The organism is Flavobacterium tructae (assembly GCF_001853485.1).
In the GTDB taxonomy this organism is placed as follows: Bacteria; Bacteroidota; Bacteroidia; order Flavobacteriales; family Flavobacteriaceae; genus Flavobacterium; species Flavobacterium tructae.
Map to the genome: position 1 here is coordinate 295649 of NZ_MIKE01000026.1, position 20133 is coordinate 315781.

The following is a 20133-nucleotide window of genomic DNA, read 5'->3' on the forward strand; positions in this document are numbered from 1 at the left end:
CACTAGCCGCGAAACTAAACATCCTCCTCATGATCAGGATAGCAGGAAACTATCACATTTAATAATATCAAAAATACAAAATTTCATGAAGCATATAATTTCAGCGTGCTTTTTTTTATTCAGCTGGGGAGTGTTTTCTCAAAACGTAACCATAACTGTTGATAAATCAGTAACACTAAAAGAATTCTTTAAGCAAATTGAAAGCCAGAGTGATTTCAAATTTGCACATACAGACCAAATCAATACCAATCAAAAGTATTTTACCGAAACAAAGACTTATAAAAATATCAGCGTAAAAGAATTGGTCAATGAACTTAATAAAAGTGCAGCGGTTCAGTTTTCTATCGTTGGCAATAATATTTTTGTAAAGCAAAAAATAACCAAGGCACCTAAAAAAAAAAATAAGCTGAGTGGTCAGGTTTTCGACGAGAACAAGCAGCCGGTTATTGGAGCTAATATTTTCATAAAAGAACTTTCTACCGGTGCTACAACAGATGCAGACGGGAAATTCTCGATAACACTGGACAAAGGAAATTACACCGTATTGATCAGTTATTTGGGTTTGAAAAACAACGAAAAACAAATTGTAGTTTCGGACGATTCAAGAATCAATTTTTATATGGATTCCGACAGTCATGAGCTGGAGCAGGTAGTCGTAACCACTAATAAGGCTGTGGATGTTAAAAATACTCAAATGAGTGTAAACAAACTTTCGATGGCCGAGATCAAACGAATTCCTGTAGCCATGGGAGAAGCCGATCCTTTAAAATCGATATTGACATTACCCGGAGTTACCAACGCGGGAGAACTTTCGTCGGGTTTTAATGTTCGTGGTGGTGCAGCCGATCAAAACCTGATTCTGGTAGATGGCGGTCCGGTTTATGCTGATTCTCATATGTTTGGTTTTTTCTCGATTTTTAATCCTGATATTGTGAGTGGATTAGATTTATATAAAGGAGGGATTCCTTCTAAATATGGGGGACGAGTTTCTTCTGTTCTGGATATCACACAGCAAAGCGGGGATTTTGAAAAGTACAAAGTTAACGGAGGTATCGGTTTAATCTCGAGCCGCTTGTTGGTGCAGGGACCTATTCAAAAAGAAAAAGGATCTTTTATCATTGCAGGACGTGCTTCGTATGCCCATTTGTTCATGAAACTGGCCGATAGCAAGAATTCTGTTATGTTTTATGATTTAAATGCTAAGTTCAATTATCGTTTAGGAGCCAATAATACATTGTCTTTTTCAGGGTATTTTGGGAACGACCTTTTTGATCTTAATAATTTTTTTAACAGTACTTACGGAAATACAATGGGGATTTTAAGCTGGAAGCATAAGTTTTCTGAAAATTTAAATACCAACTTGTCCGTTTACTTTAGTGATTATAAATTTAATCTGGATCTGGATAGAGAAGGTTTTAAATGGAACAATAACATTCAGACTTATGGTCTTAAATATGGCTGGAGTCAGACCGTATCAGAAAAATTAAAATTGAATTACGGAATAGACGGTCAGTATTACGATTTTAATCCCGGAACCGTAAAGCCTACCAATACAACTTCACAGTTTAATTACAAACAGTTGGATAAAAAGTATGCTTTTGAATCTTCTGTTTATCTGGACTTTGAGCATCAGCTTACAGAGAAACTGAACCTTCGATACGGACTTCGTTACAGTATGTTTTACCGTTTAGGAGGGGAAGAAATCAATACCTACGAAGATGGGAAAGCAGTAGTTTTCAATCCGTTGTATAAAATTTACGAAGAAGGAACTCCAACGGGGAGTATCACTTATAAAAAAGGAGCGACCATCAGTAAGTTTGATAATTTCGAACCGCGTGCTGCTGTATCGTATGCTTTTAATGAGACTACTTCGGTAAAAGCAAGTTACAACCGAATGGCACAGTACATTCACATGTTGTCGAATACGCAGTTTCCTTTGCCAACAACAATTTGGACACCAAGCGGTCCTTTTACAAAACCGCAGCTTTTGGATCAGTTTGCCGTAGGTTATTTTCAGAACTTTAAAGATAATGAATACTCTTTCGAAGGAGAGTTGTTCTATAAAAAAATCAAAAACCGTATTGATTATATTGACGGAGCCGATATTTTGGCCAATAACAATATAGAACAGGTGATTTTGAATGGTAAAGCCAGATCTTATGGTATGGAATTAATGTTGCGAAAAAATACAGGAGTATTAACCGGTTGGGTTTCTTATACCTTATCCAGAGCTGAACAAAAAACACCTGGTAGAACACCGGAAGAACCTGGAGTTGCAAATGGTAAATGGTATTTATCAGGCTACGATAAACTGCACAATTTGAGTGTTGTGGGGAATTATGAATACAATAAAAAATGGTCTTTTAATGCCAATTTCAGTTTGCAGTCAGGTCAGCCGGTAACATATGCCAATGGGTATTATGAATTTGGAGGGATTAATGTTCCAAACTTCTCCTTAAGAAATGAAAACAGATTGCCTCTTTTCCACCATCTGGATCTGGCAGCAACTTATACGCCAAAACCGGATAAAAAGAAAGGATGGCAGAGCTACTGGGTATTTAGTCTTTATAATGTTTACAACCGAAAAAATGCAGCTGCGATGACTTTTGCAACAAATGAAGACACAGGGATGAATGAGACTAAAAGGCTTTCTATTTTTGGAGTAGTACCGGGAGTTTCTTATAATTTTAAATTTTAATGAATATGCAAAGGATTGATATAAAAACGATAAAGAAGAATACAATAGCTATTTTAGGTTTTGTTTTGGTACTGTTTTTCTCCTCTTGTGATGATGTGGTAAAACTTGATTTAGAAACCGGAGAAACGAGAATCGTAGTAGACGCCGAGATTATCTGGAAAAAAGGAACGTCCGGCAGTGAGCAGGTCATCAAGGTGAGTAAAACGGCTCCTTATTACAACGATAAAACTCCAAAAGTCTCAGGAGCTAAAGTAAAAGTGACCAATAGCAAAGGAGATGTTTTTACTTTTAATGAAACAGGACCGGGACTTTATGTATGTACTAATTTTGTACCTGTTATCAACATGGATTATGTGCTTTCTGTAGAGGCAGAAGGGCAAACTTTTACGGCTGCCGAAAAGTTAATTTCAGTAGCGCCTATTGATAGAATAGAACAGAAACGCGTTCCGGATGTAGCCGGAGACGATCTGTATGAGATATCATTTTATTTTAAAGACCCGGCAGATCAGACGAATTTTTATCTTACAGATTATAAGAGTGATGTTTTTCGTCTTCCTTCATACACGCTGTTAGATGATGAATTGTTTAATGGAAATGAAATATACCCAAGATTTTCAGATCCCGATTTGAAACCGGGAAAAAGTCTTTCGGTTATAAATAGAGGTATTTCTAAGAATTTTTACAACTATATGAGTTTGATTTTAGAGATATACGGAGGAAGTCCTTTTTCTATTCCTCCCGGAAATATAAGAGGTAATATTGTAAACACGACAAATGCCAATAATTTTGCTTTTGGTTATTTCAGGCTTTGTGAAGCAGATACCTTTTCCTATACCGTACAAGAGAACGATAATATTGTCTATCCGGGAAAGTAAAAATTTTAATTGAAGGTTGATTTGTGACTACATCTGGCATATAAATAGTTATGTCAGATGTTTTTTTATGCAGTAATTTTAGGTTATAAGAAAAGGATTTTAATAAAATCCTTTTCTTAAATCCGATAAAAGTGTAGCTGTTTTAACTAAGATTTGGATGAATCAAGAAGTTACGGAATTGTATTTACCTTGCCTGTTAAACTCTTCTTGGATCTCCTTTTAAATAAGTTTTGCTAAATTTAAAATATTCGGTTGAAGTTCTTTCTCCTGCTTTCCCGTCAATTCTAAGAACACTTCCCGCACTATTAAGAAGCTTTTGTAGCTCGGCAGCTTCGTTTGTAACTTTTCCGGAATAATACATAGTTTGGTTTCCCTGCGCTATGATTTGTTCTACAATATGCGTGTTGGGCAGTGTAATTAGGTGTTGTTCCATCATACGGCGAAACAGAACAGCGGCACCACATTGTTTGGAGACTGCATTGGGATCATATTTGCCGTCCTGAACATATTTACCTTTAGTGTACTGATTGGAGTAACTCCATAAATAAGGCGAGTTAATTCCCTGCTTGTAATATCCTAATCCGTTAAATAATTCAAGTCGGTATAGAATTCCGGCAATGCTCCAGTCTGTCCATGAATTTAGCTTATCGTAAATCAAGGCATCATTTGCGCTTACTTCCCAGGTAAATGGAGGATTTCCTGCTTTCGGGCGGCCTGCAGGAACGTTAACCGTACGCTTAGTAAGCGGGTCGCCATTGTGCAAATGAGTAGTAAAGTTTAGACTTCCTTCCATACAATGTATAATAGAAATCATATACCAGGGAATATTTAAAGGATCACCAACAGATTGATACCTGCTTTTGTTTGAAACTATTTTAGCGACCAATGCATCAATTTCAGGATATTTAGCTTCTTTTATGATGCAGGATGCAAACAACTTTTCGTAATTGCTTTTTTTGTCAGGGGGTACTGTTGTTGCCATAATTATAGTTAGTTAGTGTTGAGTTCGATTCAACGGATTAGTTGGATTTAGATAGTATAAAGTTAGCTAAAAAACACTATTTTTGTTTTAACGTGTTTAAAAACAGGTGTTTATACTTGTTTACGAAAAGATGACCAGGATTATTTTTGATAAAAAAGAAAGAGAAGTATTTGTATTTGAAAAAAGAAACGGATATCGAACGTTGATAGAAGGTATTGCGTCGTTTTTTATAAGGATACAAAAGGGGGGAAAGTTATAAATTTAGAGTTAAAGCCATCAGAAACAAAAAACAAGTCTGTTTCATTTTTCAGAAAACAGAAAAGTTTTAAGTTAATGCAATCGTAACCCTTTCAAAAGGATTTACTTAGAGTATTCGCAACATTTTTTGATAAAAACTAAGAAGTAAAAAACAATTTTACGTTGATTTTTATAGATTTGTAGAATCAATATATGCCCAAAAATGGATTGGGATTAATTATAAAATACTAAGACAATGAAAGCGGTTACTTCACTATTTTTATTTTTAATATTTGTCTACTCAAATTCTTATTCACAGTTAAGCTCAGATAAAATATTCGAAAGTTTTAAACAGGGAGAACGGACCAATTGTTCGTCGATTGCCTTTATTAAAGCCTCTTTAAATGTCTACGGATTAGACAATCTTTTTGTAAACGAAAAGACAGGTGAAAACACTCATAGAATCACCTTAAAAAATAATGCGTCATTCAATCTGCAAGAAGACGAAATCAGTAAAGCTAAAGTATCAGCCGGTTTTATCTATATTAAGGACAATCCCGAAAGTGAAAAAATTACCGATTATGCAATACTGACCTATGCCGTAATGGCAAAATACAAACAAATTATTGATAAGGTCGATACTTTTGATAAAGCATTAGAAGATTTAGAAGATGGTTCCGTATATACGCCTACCATTTACAAATATTTAGGATTCAAAGAAGGCAAACAAGTATTAAAGTTAAAACGACAATCCGGAAGCGAATATTGCGGAGTTGTGGCGTGGTCTACTGCACATGCCGTTTTTGTTTGTGAAGATTTCATGGACTATTATGGCAATAAAAAAAGTATCTGGATCAAGTATCCGGGACGTTTTAGAGTCATTAAATCCTAAGCAGAAGCAAAGATCTACTGCGAAATATGGGCATTTCCATCAAAAAACGAACAAGCATTAAATTCCGGAAATGTGCTCTCCAGTACCTCAGAATTGTCTTATAGATTGACATAAAATAAAATGTTAATTTTTTTTAAAAAAAAGGAATCATTAAAGTTGCGGCTTAAGTTAATTTGTATACTTTTGTGTTCCTCAAACAACCAATTACATTAGTAAAATGAAAAGTAAAATAATTCTAGTAAGTTTCTTTTTCTTTTTTGCAACTGGAGCTATTTCAGCACAGGCAAAAAATGCTCCAAGAAGTATAATCAGTACAACAGCAATTATCCGCAAATACCATGATCAAAAAGAATTGAGCGGTATGCAAAAAGGGGAGCTTTTGGAATTATACATCGAGCGTATTAAAGTTTTAGTAAAAACACTTCCTTATATCGCTTTGGTTACTAAACCAGGTGTTACTATGGCAGATTTAGGTATTCCGGACGATAGTGAGCACAAAAAAGTGTTAGACGGTCAGGCAGAAGGAACAACAGTATTTTTAGATACTACTGTAGAGTTTCAAAGAAAAATGATGCCTTACTCAGATAAAGGAAATTTAATTGCTGCAATTTTATTCTACGAAAGCACATTGAAATCATTACACGAGTTCAACGATATCATGAACTAAGAATAGCAGGATCTTATTCCTATAAAAAATAGAAACCTCCAAAGTCATTTGATTTTGGAGGTTTTTTTGTTTTTGCAGTATAAAACGGGTATTAATACTGGTAAGCAATCACCATAAATTAGGTTACTTTGATTGTACAAGTTATTAACGCTAAAAAAAGTTTATCATGTTAAAACGTAAAAACCCTGATGAAGAAGGGAATTTAAACCAGCTGACCACTGGTTTTGCTCAACAGGCAAATGAGGCCATAGTCGAAGCACTTCAGGAAGAGAATGGTGTATTGGATAAATTGATGTCCGGATATCAAAAAGTTCTGATTGAAGATCCGATCAGACCTTTTTATGAAGAAGACCTTCAAAAAATTGTAAAAAATGTAGATTATGGTATTTTACAGGTATTAGAAGGTACCTGGGTAAGCTACAATAATAACAGTGACAATCAGAGCCAGAAAAAACTCATTGGCAGCGGTATACATACCACCATCATGCCTTCGCCGGGAACCAACGCAGGAACCATTCCCGGAAAATACAGTTTTGAGTGCGAAGAATACATCGAAAAACTTACTTTTAATCTGGTACCGGGTGGCGTTCGAAACCGTGGCGGTGCAAACGAGCAATTTTGCGGAGCAGTGAAGTACGAACAAAGTATTAAAAGTGTAAACCGTGTAAACGGTCAGGACGCTTTGCAATACACCCCAATTCACGAGGAGAACGGGATGTACTTGTGGCTGAGTGATGTCTTTAACTATGCGGCAACAGAAAAAACGATTAGTGAAGACCGTGGTATTCATGCCATATCGCCCAACAATCCAAATAAAGATTTATACAAAAGCGGTTATCAGGATGAAACCCTGTTTTTAATCAAGGACGATCAGGGAAACAAAGAATATGTAACGCTGGAAAACTTAAACGGAAGAAAATATTACGAGATTATTGCTTCAAAAGAACTTAAAGCAGGAGCGGGGCAGACCGGACCTTATTTTATACCCGATTATTCGATTTCGAGAAGTGGTGTAATTCCGCATGGAAGTACAATTACATTACTGGGAGATTTAAAGCCAAATAAATCAGGTTATTTGATTAGTGGTGCTCCACAGTACCCGGAAGGGTTTGCGGCCTGGGACTATAAACATCTTGCTATTTCGCAAACAATGGGAGGAGCAGATGCCAGCAATGAGCCTATAAATCTGGATGCACCTCCACCACCTTGGGTATTTGAGACATTGGATGATAAAAACGATGAACGTGAAAATAAAATCTATACTCAGCGAATATTAGCCCATCATTTATATCCTTATTCAGTACGACCTGATTTACGTCTTCGAGATACGCTTAAAAGTGATGTGGTAAAAAACCATGTAGTGATCGAGATGTCCTCTAAAAATAAAACCGGAGCACAGGGAGGGATACTAAATGTTCCGTTTGTCAATCGTTTTGTTCCTACGGTCGAAATGAACATGAGAATGTGGATTGAAACTGTTGTCGAAAACAAAAAAGAAATTCTTCAGTTGCAATACGAACAGGTCATATTTTTCGAGTTTGATTTCGGAGATGATGGCGGTACTACGAGTTGGCCACACATACAAGTCAATACACTGCGTAAAATGGAAGATGTATCACCTGATCAGAAACGATTAATAGAAGAACAATTCCCGGGAACTTATAAAATGGGATCTTCCGGGGAGGCTTCCGGATGTCCGCATCATAAAGAGTAAATTTATATTAATTTCAATAAGCAGTAAATAATTTAAAAGATAGTGTAGTGCTGTAGAGCGTTACGGTTTAAAAAGTGCAATGATTTTTGATCATTGCACTTTTTTTTGTGGGATAAAAAGACCTTAAAAAGGTATAAAACTTTCCTGTTGTTTAGAATTTAGAAATTAACTCGTAAAATTTTTCTTGTTAGATCACCGAGTGTTACCTAAATGTAGCTATTTGGTACATTATGCTGCCAGTTGTTGATTTTGCTGGTAATAGTTTATTTTATTGTGATAATTTTTGAATAAATATTAATGGAATGTGGAAAGCCGTAAAGATTGTAATAGATAGTGTATTAGTTTTGGCCCCGCAATACAATTTTCGAAAAGACTAAACCAGCATATTTTATGAAAAAACGTTACCTGTTACTTTTTTTGATCTTCCCCTTCTTTATGCATTCTCAGGACATCCTTTGGGAAAAATCATATGGAGGGCAGCATGCCGATTATTTGTTTGACGCACAGCCCACAGCCGATTATGGTTTTATTCTGGCAGGCAGCTCTTTGTCTAATAAAACCGGAAATAAAGACGATGACAATCATGGGGATCTGGATTATTGGATCTGGAAAATGAGTGAAAAAGGAGAGCTGGTCTGGCAAAAAAGTATAGGCGGAAGCGGATTTGATTTGCTTCAGAGTATTAAAAATACAAAAGACGGAGGCTTCATTTTGGCAGGAACTTCAGATTCGGGGAGAGGTTTTCAAAAGAATGAAAAATGCAAAGGCCTTACTGATTTTTGGGTCATCAAATTAGATGCTTCGGGTAGCGAACAATGGCAAAGAACTATTGGCGGTAAAGGAAAAGACGAACTCTTATGTGCTTTTCAGACCAGAGACGGAGGATATATGTTAGGAGGCTCCTCAAGTTCCGATTATTCAGGGAATGCACCCGCTGCTACAAACGGAATGCCTAAACCCACCTCAAAAGCAGATCAGTTTAATAAATTAGAGAAATGCCGTGGTAACATGGACTACTGGATTGTTAAACTGGACAAACAAGGAGATGTCGAATGGCAAAAGACCTATGGAGGAGCATATACCGATGTGCTGAGAAGTATGGAACAAACCACAGACAACGGCTATATTCTGGCAGGCTATTCTAATTCTCCTGTTTCAGGTGACAAAACAGAAAACAACAAAGGAGTCGGAGATTACTGGGTACTTAAAATAACAGATACCGGTGAAATTCAATGGCAAAATACTTATGGAGCCGAAGGAGACGATCAGCCTTATGTCATTCATCAGACTGCCGATGGCGGTTATATTGCCGGAGGAAATTCTAACAGTAAAAATGCTCTGACCACTATGGGTGGTATTGTAGGGAATGGAACCGATTATTGGATCCTGAAACTCGATAAAGACGGAGGTGTTGTATGGAGTAAAACCTATGATTTCGGAAAAACAGACATCCTCACTTCTCTGGTAGAAAACAACGACCAAAGTTATCTCATAGGCGGTTATGCGCAAAGCGAAAGCAGGCGTCCTCGCGAAGGGATTGTGGCCAAAGCACTTAATGCTGTCAGTAAAGAAAAAGAAGGCATCAACGATTACATCGCGATGAAAATTGACAATAATGGAGAAGAAATCTGGAACAAAACTGTAGGCAGTGCCGGCGAAGATATCCTCAGGAAGTTAATCGAGACCAGAGACGGAGGGTATCTGATGGCAGGAACTTCAAATTCGGCTGCCTCAAGAGATAAAAACGGCAGTATGGGAGGCAATGATTTTTGGGTAGTAAAGCTCAAAGACAAAACCAAAGTGGAAAAAGTAAAATCCAGTATTGAGGCTATTCCTAATCCTGCTTCAAGCTATACCAACATCATCATTGGCTATGATTTTAAAGAAGGTACTGCCACTCTGATCGACATCACCGGACGTACTTTGCAGGAATTTGACATCAACAGCAGGACTGTACCGGTTAATCTCAGTGGTTATTCTGAAGGAATCTATATTATCAAAGTCAGAACAGATGTGAAAACAGAATCTGTAAAAGTGATTAAATCAATAAAATAAGTTAAAATAAAAGATGTACAATTTAAAAATAAAAAGCTGTCTGTTTTTTTTGCTCTTTTCATTCGAAATATTTGCACAAAATAACGCTCAGTCTGCGCCACAAATTATACCACCTTCACCAACCGCTTATGAATTGGGCAGGTACGGTCAGGCGGATGTAGGAACCTTTACCGGTACTCCGAATATAAGTGTACCCCTATACACTTACAAAACTAAAAATATTGCAATTCCTATTAGTTTGAATTATAATTCAAACGGTATACAGGTAGACCAGATGGAGACTAATGTGGGACTGGGATGGAATCTGAATACCGGAGGAATTATCAATCGAATAGTGAGAGGGAAGGATGACGATGAACGAACAGCTTCCATTTCTGAAGATATGTATTGTTCTGATAACTTTTTTGCCTACATAGAGAATAACCAGTTTAATGATACACAGCCTGATATGTACTCCTATAATTTTCAGGGACAATCCGGACAGTTTGTTTTTGACAATAACGGTAAAGCAGTGTTAGTTTCACAGAATAATTTAAAGATTGAAAAACTGGGAACCAGTATTAAATCCGGTTTTAAGATAACAACAGAGGACGGGGTTGAGTATCAATTTACCAGTACAGAATATAGTACATGGGAAAACGTAGAAGCTCCGCAGACTGTTGCTACAGGATGGTATCTGACTAAAATCATTCATCCCGAAGGTGATGTCGTTAACTTTACCTATAAAGATTCTAATTATAGTTTTATCTCCAACATTAGTGAGTCATTTGGAATAAAAATCAGTGAAGGGTTAAATTGTTTAAGTCACCCTTTTCAGGGTTCATCAAATCGGAGTGAAAACCATTTGAATGTGATGGGAAAAACAATAGAAAGCATCAGTAGTACTGAATCTCAGTATGGCAGCGTGTCTTTTCAACTAAAAGGAAATCCGAACCTGATAGGGAATTTTTTAATAGAAGGGATTCAGGTCTTTGATGCAGGAAAACTAAATGTAATTGAAAAAGCTGATTTTAAATATCTTTTTACAGCCGATAAAAGGATTTTTCTAACAGAATGTATTTTTAAAGATCCTTCAAAGAAGTATGGTTTTGAATATGATGATCCTAATGGTTTGGTTGCCCGCTTATCCGATCAGAGAGATTTGTGGGGATACTACAACGGTAAATCGGGCACTTATCCTGATGCTGTTATTCATAAAAATCTTTATCCACAAACTGATCTTGTAAAAAATGCGCTTATGGGGAGATCATATGGAGATAAACGCCCTTATGTGGACTTTGCTAAAAAGGGAATATTAAAAAGAGTGGTATACCCTACTAAAGGCTACAATGATTTTGAATACGAAGCTAATTCTGTATGGGGAACTGTCATAAGTGATTGTGAAATTGAACTAAAGAATATCCCGTTTTATAACCCGCTTTATGATCGGGAGCAAAAAACAGGAGAATTTGTTTTTGAAAGTAAAGCAGATCATGAGACCGAAATACTGGCAAGAGTTTTCTATAATGATTATGAATTCACAGAAGGTACATTTCCGGTGGGAGAATTATGGCTTACTGTTAAAGTTGAAAATTTAACTAACCCACAGCTTAGTTCTTTTCCGATTACTGCTGATGAGCATAATAAACCTAAAAAATTGCCCTATACGTTTCTTAAAAACAATAGCTATAAGATATCTGTTACATTTTCTCCTGATGCTAAAACCACAGGACAGGTAAACTTTACTTATTGTAAAGGTGGCGGAGTGGAGTCTAAAGCTAACATTCCTGTAGCAGGATTAAGAATTGCAAAAATTACCAGTTTCGATACGGCATCTAACAAAGCCGATGTTAAACATTATTATTATGGTAAAAAAGAAAGCCGTTTTACTTCAACCGGAGTAGAAGGGATTCCGATAAACTTGATAAGCTTCAGTGAACAGAGGGCATTTTGTGATAAAAATACAGGCCTTCCAAATTATTGGAATATTGAGACATGGGCTAAATTTATAAATATTAATGCCAACAGTATTTATCCTTTGTATCGATCAATGGGAAACAGTTCTACCACTTATGAATATGTAACAGTGAGCCACGGAGGGCCAAATTTTGAAAATGGAGGTGAAGAATTTCAGTACTACATCTCTGCAGATATTCCTCCTTATCTGTGTCTTGACAGTTATTTAACCTCTGCTCCCTGGGTTAATCTGAGCTGGAAAAATGGTTTGCTGCATATAAAAAAGGTTTTCAATAAAAACTTAGATGATTTAAGCATAGTTGAAAACCAATATAAACTCGAGGATCAATACACGCGTAAAATACCCGGAGTGGCTATTGAGATCAAATACAATGCGTTATATCATTTCACTAGTCCAAATTATAAAAATATTGAACATTTGAACATCAGTAAGTATACGACCAATTCGTACTGGTTTTATCTGGAATCTGAATCAAATACCCAATATGATGTGAAGGGTTCAAATCCCGTAACTACCATAACGACATATAAATACAATAATCCATCTCATTTAAAATTAAGTTCACAAAGCACTACAGTTTCTAAACAAGAGGTAGCGGATACTAAAGCGACTACTGAGATCAAATATTTTTATCCTTCAGATTCTGAAATGGTATCAGAACCCTTCAGAAATGAGTTAATGGCTAAGAATATGATTGGAAAAGTTCTGGATACACAAGTTTTTAAACAAGAGGTTAAACTATCCGAACAAAAGACAGTTTATGAGAAAAGCGCAGCAACAAGTAATTTATTGTTGCCAAGATCTGTTTACGCAAATAAGGGAGCATCTTCTATTGATTTGAGTTTAGATAAAAAAATAACCTATGATCAGTATGATGACAAAGGAAATATTCTACAATATACTTTAGAGAGCGGTATACCGGTATCGATTATTTGGGGATATAATAAAACACAGCCTATTGCCAAAATCGAAAATGTGGTGTACAACCTGATTCCGTCAGCAACAATAGCAAGTTTGCAAACACTCTCTAATGCCGATATTGATAATTGTTTGTCAGATAATTGTACAGAACAAAAATTGAGAGAGGGATTAAAGACACTTATAAGTTCATTGCCAAATGCTTTTATTTCGTCCTACACTTATAATCCACTGGTTGGAGTAACCAGTGTAACAGATCCAAAAGGAATACCTTCTTACTATGAATATGATTCCTTTGGCAGATTAAAGTTTGTAAAAGACCAGGATTTAAATATACTACAAAAATATTGTTACAATTATAAAGGACAGCAGACGGATTGCAGCGATAATACTTCAACGAGTGATTACCTCTATAAAAGTGTGGCCAGAAGCGGGTCGTTTACCAAAAAGAACTGCCCTGTCGGAGGTGTGGGACAAAGTGTGACTTATAATCAGGCGGTTGGGGCATCTACGTCGACCATTTCACAGGCTGATGCAGATGAAAATGGTCTCATAAAGTTCAATACAGAAGGGCAGGCTTACGCAGACAATAATCCTTCGGTTAAATGTATTTTTAAGAATACTGCTAAAAGTGCATGGTTTACCAGAAACAATTGCGCTGCGGGAGGTACGCCCGAAAGTATTTTATATACCGTTCAAGCCGGAAAACACTCCTCTGAAAGTTCTCAGGCCGATGCAGACAATGAGGCTCAGAAAGATCTTAATGATAACGGATATGCTTATGCTAATGCTAATGCGAAATGTACGTTTAAAAATACAGTTCAAAGCCGATTAATAGCGAGAAATAATTGTGCTCCAGGAGGTACACCTGCCAGTGTTTGGTATACTGTGGCCGCAGGAATTTATAGTTCGACTACTTCTCAGGCCGATGCTGATGGACAGGCTCAAAGAGAAATTGATAACAACGGTCAGGCATTTGCTAACAATGATGCCAATGCAAAATGTACGTTTAAAAATACAGTTCAAAGCCGATTAATAGCGAGAAATAATTGTGCGCCAGGAGGTATTCCCGCCAGTGTTTGGTATACTGTTGCAGCAGGCATTTATAGTTCGACTATTTCTCAGGCCGATGCTGATGCTCAGGCTCAAAGAGAAATTGATAACAACGGACAGGCATTTGCTAATAATGATGCTAATGCAAAATGTACTTTTAAAAACACCAATCAAAACCGATTCATCACACGAAATAACTGTACCGCTGGCGGTACTCCCACTACGGTTCGGTATACAGTTCCTGCAGGAAAGTACCATTCTGAAAGTTCTCAGGCCGATGCTGATGGACAGGCGCAAAGAGAAATTGATCTTAATGGTGAAGCTTTTGCTAATACTAATGGCAATTGTATATTTCAAAGTGCGGCAATACCGGCTCAGCCTTTTGAGAAAAGCGATTGCACACTTGCCGGAATAGGTTCTTTTGTAAATTATAGCTTACCTCTAGGTGCCGTGACCTTAAATAATACATCGCAAGCAGATGTTGATGGTAAGGCGTGGACCAAGTTTCAAGAAGAAGGTCGGGCCAATGCCAATGCCAATGGCTATTGTACTTTTAGAAGTAGAGCTATAAGCGGTTCTTTCCAGAAAGCTCCTTGTGTTAGTGGAGCTATTGGTACCTATGTAGGGTATGCTTTATCTGAAGGAGCAGTACTATCAAACACCTCTCAGGCTCATGCTGATAGTGAGGCTTTGACAAAACTCAACGCAGAAGGAAAAGCCAATGCCAATGCCAATGGTCAATGTTTGTTTTATAATGTTTATACCCAACGATCTATAAGAAGATCGTATTGCCCTGCGGGGATGAATGGAACAGTAGTGATCTATAGTGTTCCTGCACAGAAATACAGTTCACAATACTCTCAGGCCGATGCAGATCGACAAGCCGAAGAAGAGATTGACAGACACGGACAAGGTTATGCCGATCGAAATGGAGAATGTAATGAAGGTGCTATAGAAGAACAATAAAACAAACTGCTATTAATGACAGGTGTATAAGGTTAATTAAAAAGACAATCAGATTAATCGCTACACGTATAAATATTGAACTCAAATTACCAATCCGAATTGTAATTTTTTGTTTTACTATTTAGTCTAAAAAAAAATAAAAAGAATGATAAATTTTCAAACCATAAAATGTATTAATATGAAAAAATATTTCTTCATATTGGCATTGTTGTCATGGACAAGTTGGAGCGTAAAAGCCCAGACCCTCAGCGATGATAACTTTGTATACACACTTGCTCCCAAAAAACCGGTTAAGGCGGCAAAACTAAATACGCTAACCAAAGACGAATTAAGTCAGAATGTGACTTATTTTGACGGACTGGGCCGTCCGATACAAACCATTGCCATTAGTCAGGGAACAGCCGGAAAAGATATCATAACCGCTATGGAATATGATGGTTTTGGGCGACAAGCTAAAGAATATCTGCCTTATGAAGCTGCCAATGGGAGCAGCAGTTATCCCAGAATTGACGCAACCACAGCCATAACTACTTTAAATGGAATTTATGGTACCAGCAAATACGACAATACTGCAAACCCTTTTTCTGAAAAGTCGTTTGAACGTTCCCCTTTGAACCGCGTGGTCAAACAAGCCGCACCGGGAACTTCCTGGGCTTTAGGGAGCGGCCATGAAATTAAATTGGATTATGGAACCAATATTTCTGCCGATGCTGTAAAATCATACAAAGCCACCGCAACCTGGGAAGCCAGTCAGGGCTTATATCAAATCAGTTTTTCAGACTTAGGAACCTATCCTGATAAGGAGTTGTACAAAACGATAACTTACGACGAGAATACGACTGCAAATCCAGGTGAATCTTCCGGATCAACCGTTGAATTTAAAAACAAAGAAGGACAAGTCATTTTAAAAAGAACCTATGAGTCAGGAAACCGACACGATACCTATTATGTTTACGATGTTTATGGCAATCTGACTTATGTACTGCCACCAAAGGCAACAGGAACAATTAGTAATGAGGTTTTAAACGGTTTGTGTTACCAGTACAAATACGACAACCGCAATCGTTTGGTAGAGAAAAAAATGCCCGGAAAACAATGGGAGTATATAGTCTATGACAAACTGGATCGTCCCGTCGCGACGGGACCTGCTTTTTCGCCTTTTAAAGACGAAACCACCGAAGGCTGGCTCATTACCAAATACGATGCTTTTAGCAGACCCGTCTATACGGGCTGGAGCGGTCAGCCTTTGGGATCGAGCATAAGAAAAACATTGCAGGACGAACAAAATATGGCTACTGTTTTGTTTGAAACCAAACAGACCTCAGGAATCATAGACAATATTTCGGTATATTACAGTAACACTATTGCGCCAACAAATTTTAAACTTTTAACGGTTACTTATTACGACGATTATAATTATCCCGGTGTACCTGCTAAACCTACAGTTGCCGGTGGGCAGCTTGTTTTAGACAATGCCAAAGGCCTGATGACTGGAAGCTGGACAAGAGCGCTGACTACGGCATCTGAAACATTTGGAGAAATTACTACCACCTTTTACGATAGCAAATCCAGAGTCGTGAGTACACAATTACAAAATCATTTAGGCGGTTATACCAATATCGAAAATGGTTTAGATTTTACCGGAAAATCGCTTTATACCGTCACTAGGCACAAACGTACGTTCGGAGATTCAGAGCTGATCGTAAGTGAGGGGTATACCTATTCGCCTGAGGATCGCTTGTTGACCCATACTCATCAGGTTAATAGCGGAACTATTGAGGTTTTGGCACATAATACCTATGATGATCTGGGACAATTGATTACTAAACAAGTCGGTAACAATACATCGAACTCTTTGCAGAAAGTACACTACAGTTACAACATAAGAGGCTGGCTTACCGGAATTAACAATGTGGAAAACCTGCAGCAAGATACAGATCCGAAAGATCTGTTTGCCTTTAAGATTAATTATGACAAACAGCCGGGCAACTCACAGATTCAGGCCTTATACAATGGAAATATTTCAGAAACCTATTGGAAAACCGGAACAGATCTTGCCAAGCGTTCTTATGGTTATCAGTACGATAATCTGAATCGTCTGACCAGTGCCATTTACAGTAAACCCAATGATGCCATTCCGGTTTCAGGAGCCTATAACGAAAGTTTGAGTTATGATAAAAATGGAAATATTAAGTCTTTGCAGCGCTATGGAGCCAGCGACGCGCCGTCTATTGTTTTTCAAATCGATGATTTGACTTATGGTTATTTGGATCAAAACTCGAATCAACTTACTAAAGTAACTGACGGTCCTGCGGGAAATGATAACGAAGGCTTTAAAGACGCAAATAAAACGGGGGATGATTTTACGTACGATCTTAACGGCAATATGATTGCCGACAAAAACAAAAACATCACCGCAATACAATACAACCAACTCAATTTACCAAATAAAATTACATTTGGAACAAATGGCACGATTGAGTATATTTACAACGCCACGGGGCAGAAACTGGAGAAAATTGTAAAAGAAGCCAGCAGTATTACTCATACGGAGTATCTGACAGGTTTTCAGTACAGTTATGTTATTAGTGATGGTTATGTGCCTGATGATCCTGGAAATACGGATCCCCCTATTGATGGTACAGATCCTGTAATAGATCCCCCGGTAGAGGCGAATCGTTTTAGTGCCTTTGCAGCGCAGTCGGCAAGTCTGAATGTGCCATCACAACCAATGTTGCAGTTTTTCCCTACGGCAGAGGGGTATTATGATGACATATATAAAAAGTATGTCTATCAATACAAAGATCATTTAGGCAACGTACGCTTGAGTTACGCTAAAAATCCTGTGACACAAGTTCTTGAAATTATTGAAGAGAATAATTATTATCCTTTTGGTTTAAAACATACAGGTTATAATGATTATGTAGCTAGTAATAACAAGTATAAATACAACGGCAAGGAGCTGCAAGATGAGCTGGGGCTTAACATGTACGACTATGGAGCACGTAATTATGACCCAGCAATTGGACGTTGGATGAGCATTGACCCTTTGGCAGAAAAAGGGCGTAGATGGTCTCCTTATAATTACGCGATGGATAACCCAGTTTATTTTATCGATCCAGATGGAATGTGGCCTTGGCCATCTTGGAATAGTGTAAAGCAATTCACTAAAGGATTTGTTAATAGTGCTGTATCCATGGGGGTTCATAATTTAGTTCCTGCTGTTGGAGTATATAACGGAGCTAAGACAGTTTGGAGTATTGGTAAAGACGTTATTAATGGTAATTACAGTTCTGCAAAAAACAAAACTTATAATGCCACAGGTATACCTGGGGCTATTAGTACCGTAAAAAGAGCTAGCAAAGGTGATGCTGAAGCTATAGGGAATTTGGCAGTAGTTGCTGTAGCCGCTATAGCAACGAAGGGCTCAATTGCTGCTACAGAATCATCTATTGCTAAAGGAATCGCAACAACTGCTAGTAGTACAGAAGGTTCGACAACATTATACAGAGGAGTGAATAGTACAAGTCCTGCTTATGAAAATGCAACACAGGGGATTGCAAAACCTAGAGGGGGCAATGCAACGGCATTAGAGCATAATACAGTCACTACTGAGAGTAATTATACATCATGGACAGCTAATCCTGATGTTGCTGAGAATTTTGCTTTAAGGACGAGCGGAGAGGGAGTTGTTTTAACGGCGGATATTCCTAATAGTCAATTAGTAAAAAGCCCAAATACAAAGTCAGTTAACCTAGTGCAAGCCCCCGGAACAGTTGTAAGTGAATCCGAAACTTTAGCGAAAGGTATTGTTAAAGGTGCTAGCGTGAAAACAGTGAAACTAGAAAGATAAAATTATGAAATTTCCAACTTTAAAAGAGAATGAATTTGCCGTTCTAATGGCCCATTGTGAGACAGGTATTGTTTTAGATGTAAATTTTAATACATACCAAAATAATGTTGTAAATCAAAATACCTATTCTGTTTTTGCAGATATTCAGCAAACAAAGGAATTTATTAATAGGATTTCTGAAGAACATGATAAAATAGAATTTATAATATATAATTCAAAACAAGAGCTTTACGAATTTGTTAAAGCTAGATTTATGCAATAGGGTAATGTTCCAGATTAGGTGTTTGGTAGTGTATCAGATGTGTTGATGATCAATTATTACGGTAGTGTATCAGATTAGGTGTTTTTACATGTTAGCAATTTAACTGCCTGAAAGAGAATATAAAATTGTAATTTTTGAATAGTAAAAGAGACGACCTGCAGGTCGTCTCTTTTGTTTTTGATATTTTAAAAAGGCTTAAAATGCTTTTATTGTACCTTAGTGTATCAAATTAGGTCATGAAAATAAAATGTAGCTTTTGCAATGGTAAATGCATAAAGAATGGATTTCAATCTAACGGTAATCAAAGATATAAATGCTGTGTCTGTCAAAAGCGACAACAGTCGGAGTATGGCTATAATGCATATAAAAGTAATATCAATCAAAATATAATTTTGTTTACCAAAGAAGGTTTAGGAATAAGAAGCATCGCAAGAATACTGAAAATATCAACGACAACATTATTAAAAAGGATTGTTTCAATTGCCAGAAGTATTAGCAAACCAATTATAAGTAAAGGTAAAACTTATGAAGTAGACGAACTTTGTACTTATATCAGGCACAAGAAAAATTATATTTGGCTGGTGTATGCTTTGGAAAAGAATTCTAGAACAGTGGTAAGTTTTAATCTTGGAAAGAGAACGAATAAAACACTTAATCGAGTTTTGGATACTTTAAAATTATCAGAAGCAAAGAAAATATTTACGGACAGACTCAAAAATTACAGGTATCTGATTGATGAGAAATTGCATTCGGTAAAACGTTTTGGGACAAATCATATTGAGAGGAAAAATTTGACACTCAGAACTCATCTGAAAAGACTCAACCGCAGGACAATTTGCTTTAGTAAAAGTATAGTAGTTTTTGCAGCTGTTTTGAAGATTTATTTTTGGGTTTGAGTAATAAAATAGTAAGTTTATCCTTTAAAATTTTGTTCTTAAAAAAAATGTTTAAGGAATGAAAGCTTGTAATTGTAATGTATGCTTGGGTAGCGGAAGGTTTGGTTT

11 protein-coding genes are annotated in these 20133 nt (G+C 37.0%); 10 read left to right on the forward strand and 1 reads right to left on the reverse strand.

The window, feature by feature from the left end:
* Window positions 1–85: 85 nt before the first annotated feature.
* Window positions 86–2698 carry a TonB-dependent receptor gene (locus BHE19_RS18785; protein WP_070908358.1) on the forward strand — a complete coding sequence of 871 codons (2613 nt, stop codon included), beginning with the start codon at window positions 86–88 and terminating at the stop codon, window positions 2696–2698.
* A 5-nt stretch (window positions 2699–2703) separates the two neighbouring features.
* Entirely contained in the window at window positions 2704–3573 is an 870-nt protein-coding gene (locus BHE19_RS18790; protein ID WP_070908409.1) for a DUF4249 domain-containing protein, read from the forward strand.
* 196 nt (window positions 3574–3769) lie between these two features.
* Here the strand turns inward: BHE19_RS18790 and BHE19_RS18795 are convergent, their stop codons facing one another.
* Window positions 3770–4555, reverse strand: a complete 786-nt coding sequence (locus tag BHE19_RS18795) for a hypothetical protein (RefSeq protein ID WP_070908359.1) — start codon at window positions 4553–4555, stop codon at window positions 3770–3772.
* Between the two features lie 493 nt (window positions 4556–5048).
* Here BHE19_RS18795 and BHE19_RS18800 point away from each other — a divergent pair, with 493 nt between their 5' ends.
* The 8 genes from BHE19_RS18800 to BHE19_RS18835 all read left to right on the forward strand — a co-directional run bounded on the left by BHE19_RS18800 (window position 5049) and on the right by BHE19_RS18835 (window position 20025).
* Window positions 5049–5684, forward strand: a complete 636-nt coding sequence (locus tag BHE19_RS18800; RefSeq protein WP_017495729.1) for a hypothetical protein — start codon at window positions 5049–5051, stop codon at window positions 5682–5684.
* A gap of 217 nt (window positions 5685–5901) precedes the next feature.
* Window positions 5902–6351: a hypothetical protein gene (locus BHE19_RS18805; RefSeq protein WP_017495730.1), complete on the forward strand. Its 450-nt coding sequence runs from the start codon at window positions 5902–5904 to the stop codon at window positions 6349–6351.
* 166 nt (window positions 6352–6517) lie between these two features.
* On the forward strand, window positions 6518–8065 hold the full coding sequence (locus BHE19_RS18810; protein ID WP_070908360.1) for a peroxidase, FMP-type: 1548 nt from the start codon (window positions 6518–6520) through the stop codon (window positions 8063–8065).
* Between the two features lie 390 nt (window positions 8066–8455).
* Window positions 8456–10120, forward strand: coding sequence for a T9SS type A sorting domain-containing protein (locus tag BHE19_RS18815; RefSeq protein WP_070908361.1), 1665 nt, complete (start codon window positions 8456–8458; stop codon window positions 10118–10120).
* Window positions 10121–10169: 49 nt separating this feature from the next.
* Complete coding sequence (locus BHE19_RS18820) at window positions 10170–15014, forward strand: DUF5977 domain-containing protein (protein ID WP_124020468.1); 4845 nt, start codon at window positions 10170–10172, stop codon at window positions 15012–15014.
* 178 nt (window positions 15015–15192) lie between these two features.
* Window positions 15193–18867 (forward strand): DUF6443 domain-containing protein, encoded by a 3675-nt coding sequence (locus tag BHE19_RS22990; protein WP_070908363.1) that lies wholly within the window; start codon window positions 15193–15195, stop codon window positions 18865–18867.
* A gap of 4 nt (window positions 18868–18871) precedes the next feature.
* Window positions 18872–19129 carry a hypothetical protein gene (locus BHE19_RS18830; RefSeq protein ID WP_070908364.1) on the forward strand — a complete coding sequence of 86 codons (258 nt, stop codon included), beginning with the start codon at window positions 18872–18874 and terminating at the stop codon, window positions 19127–19129.
* Window positions 19130–19365: 236 nt separating this feature from the next.
* The gene (locus tag BHE19_RS18835; protein WP_070908365.1) at window positions 19366–20025 is read left to right on the forward strand and encodes an IS1 family transposase; all 660 of its coding nucleotides are present in this window, start codon (window positions 19366–19368) and stop codon (window positions 20023–20025) included.
* The last annotated feature ends 108 nt before the right edge of the window (window positions 20026–20133 follow it).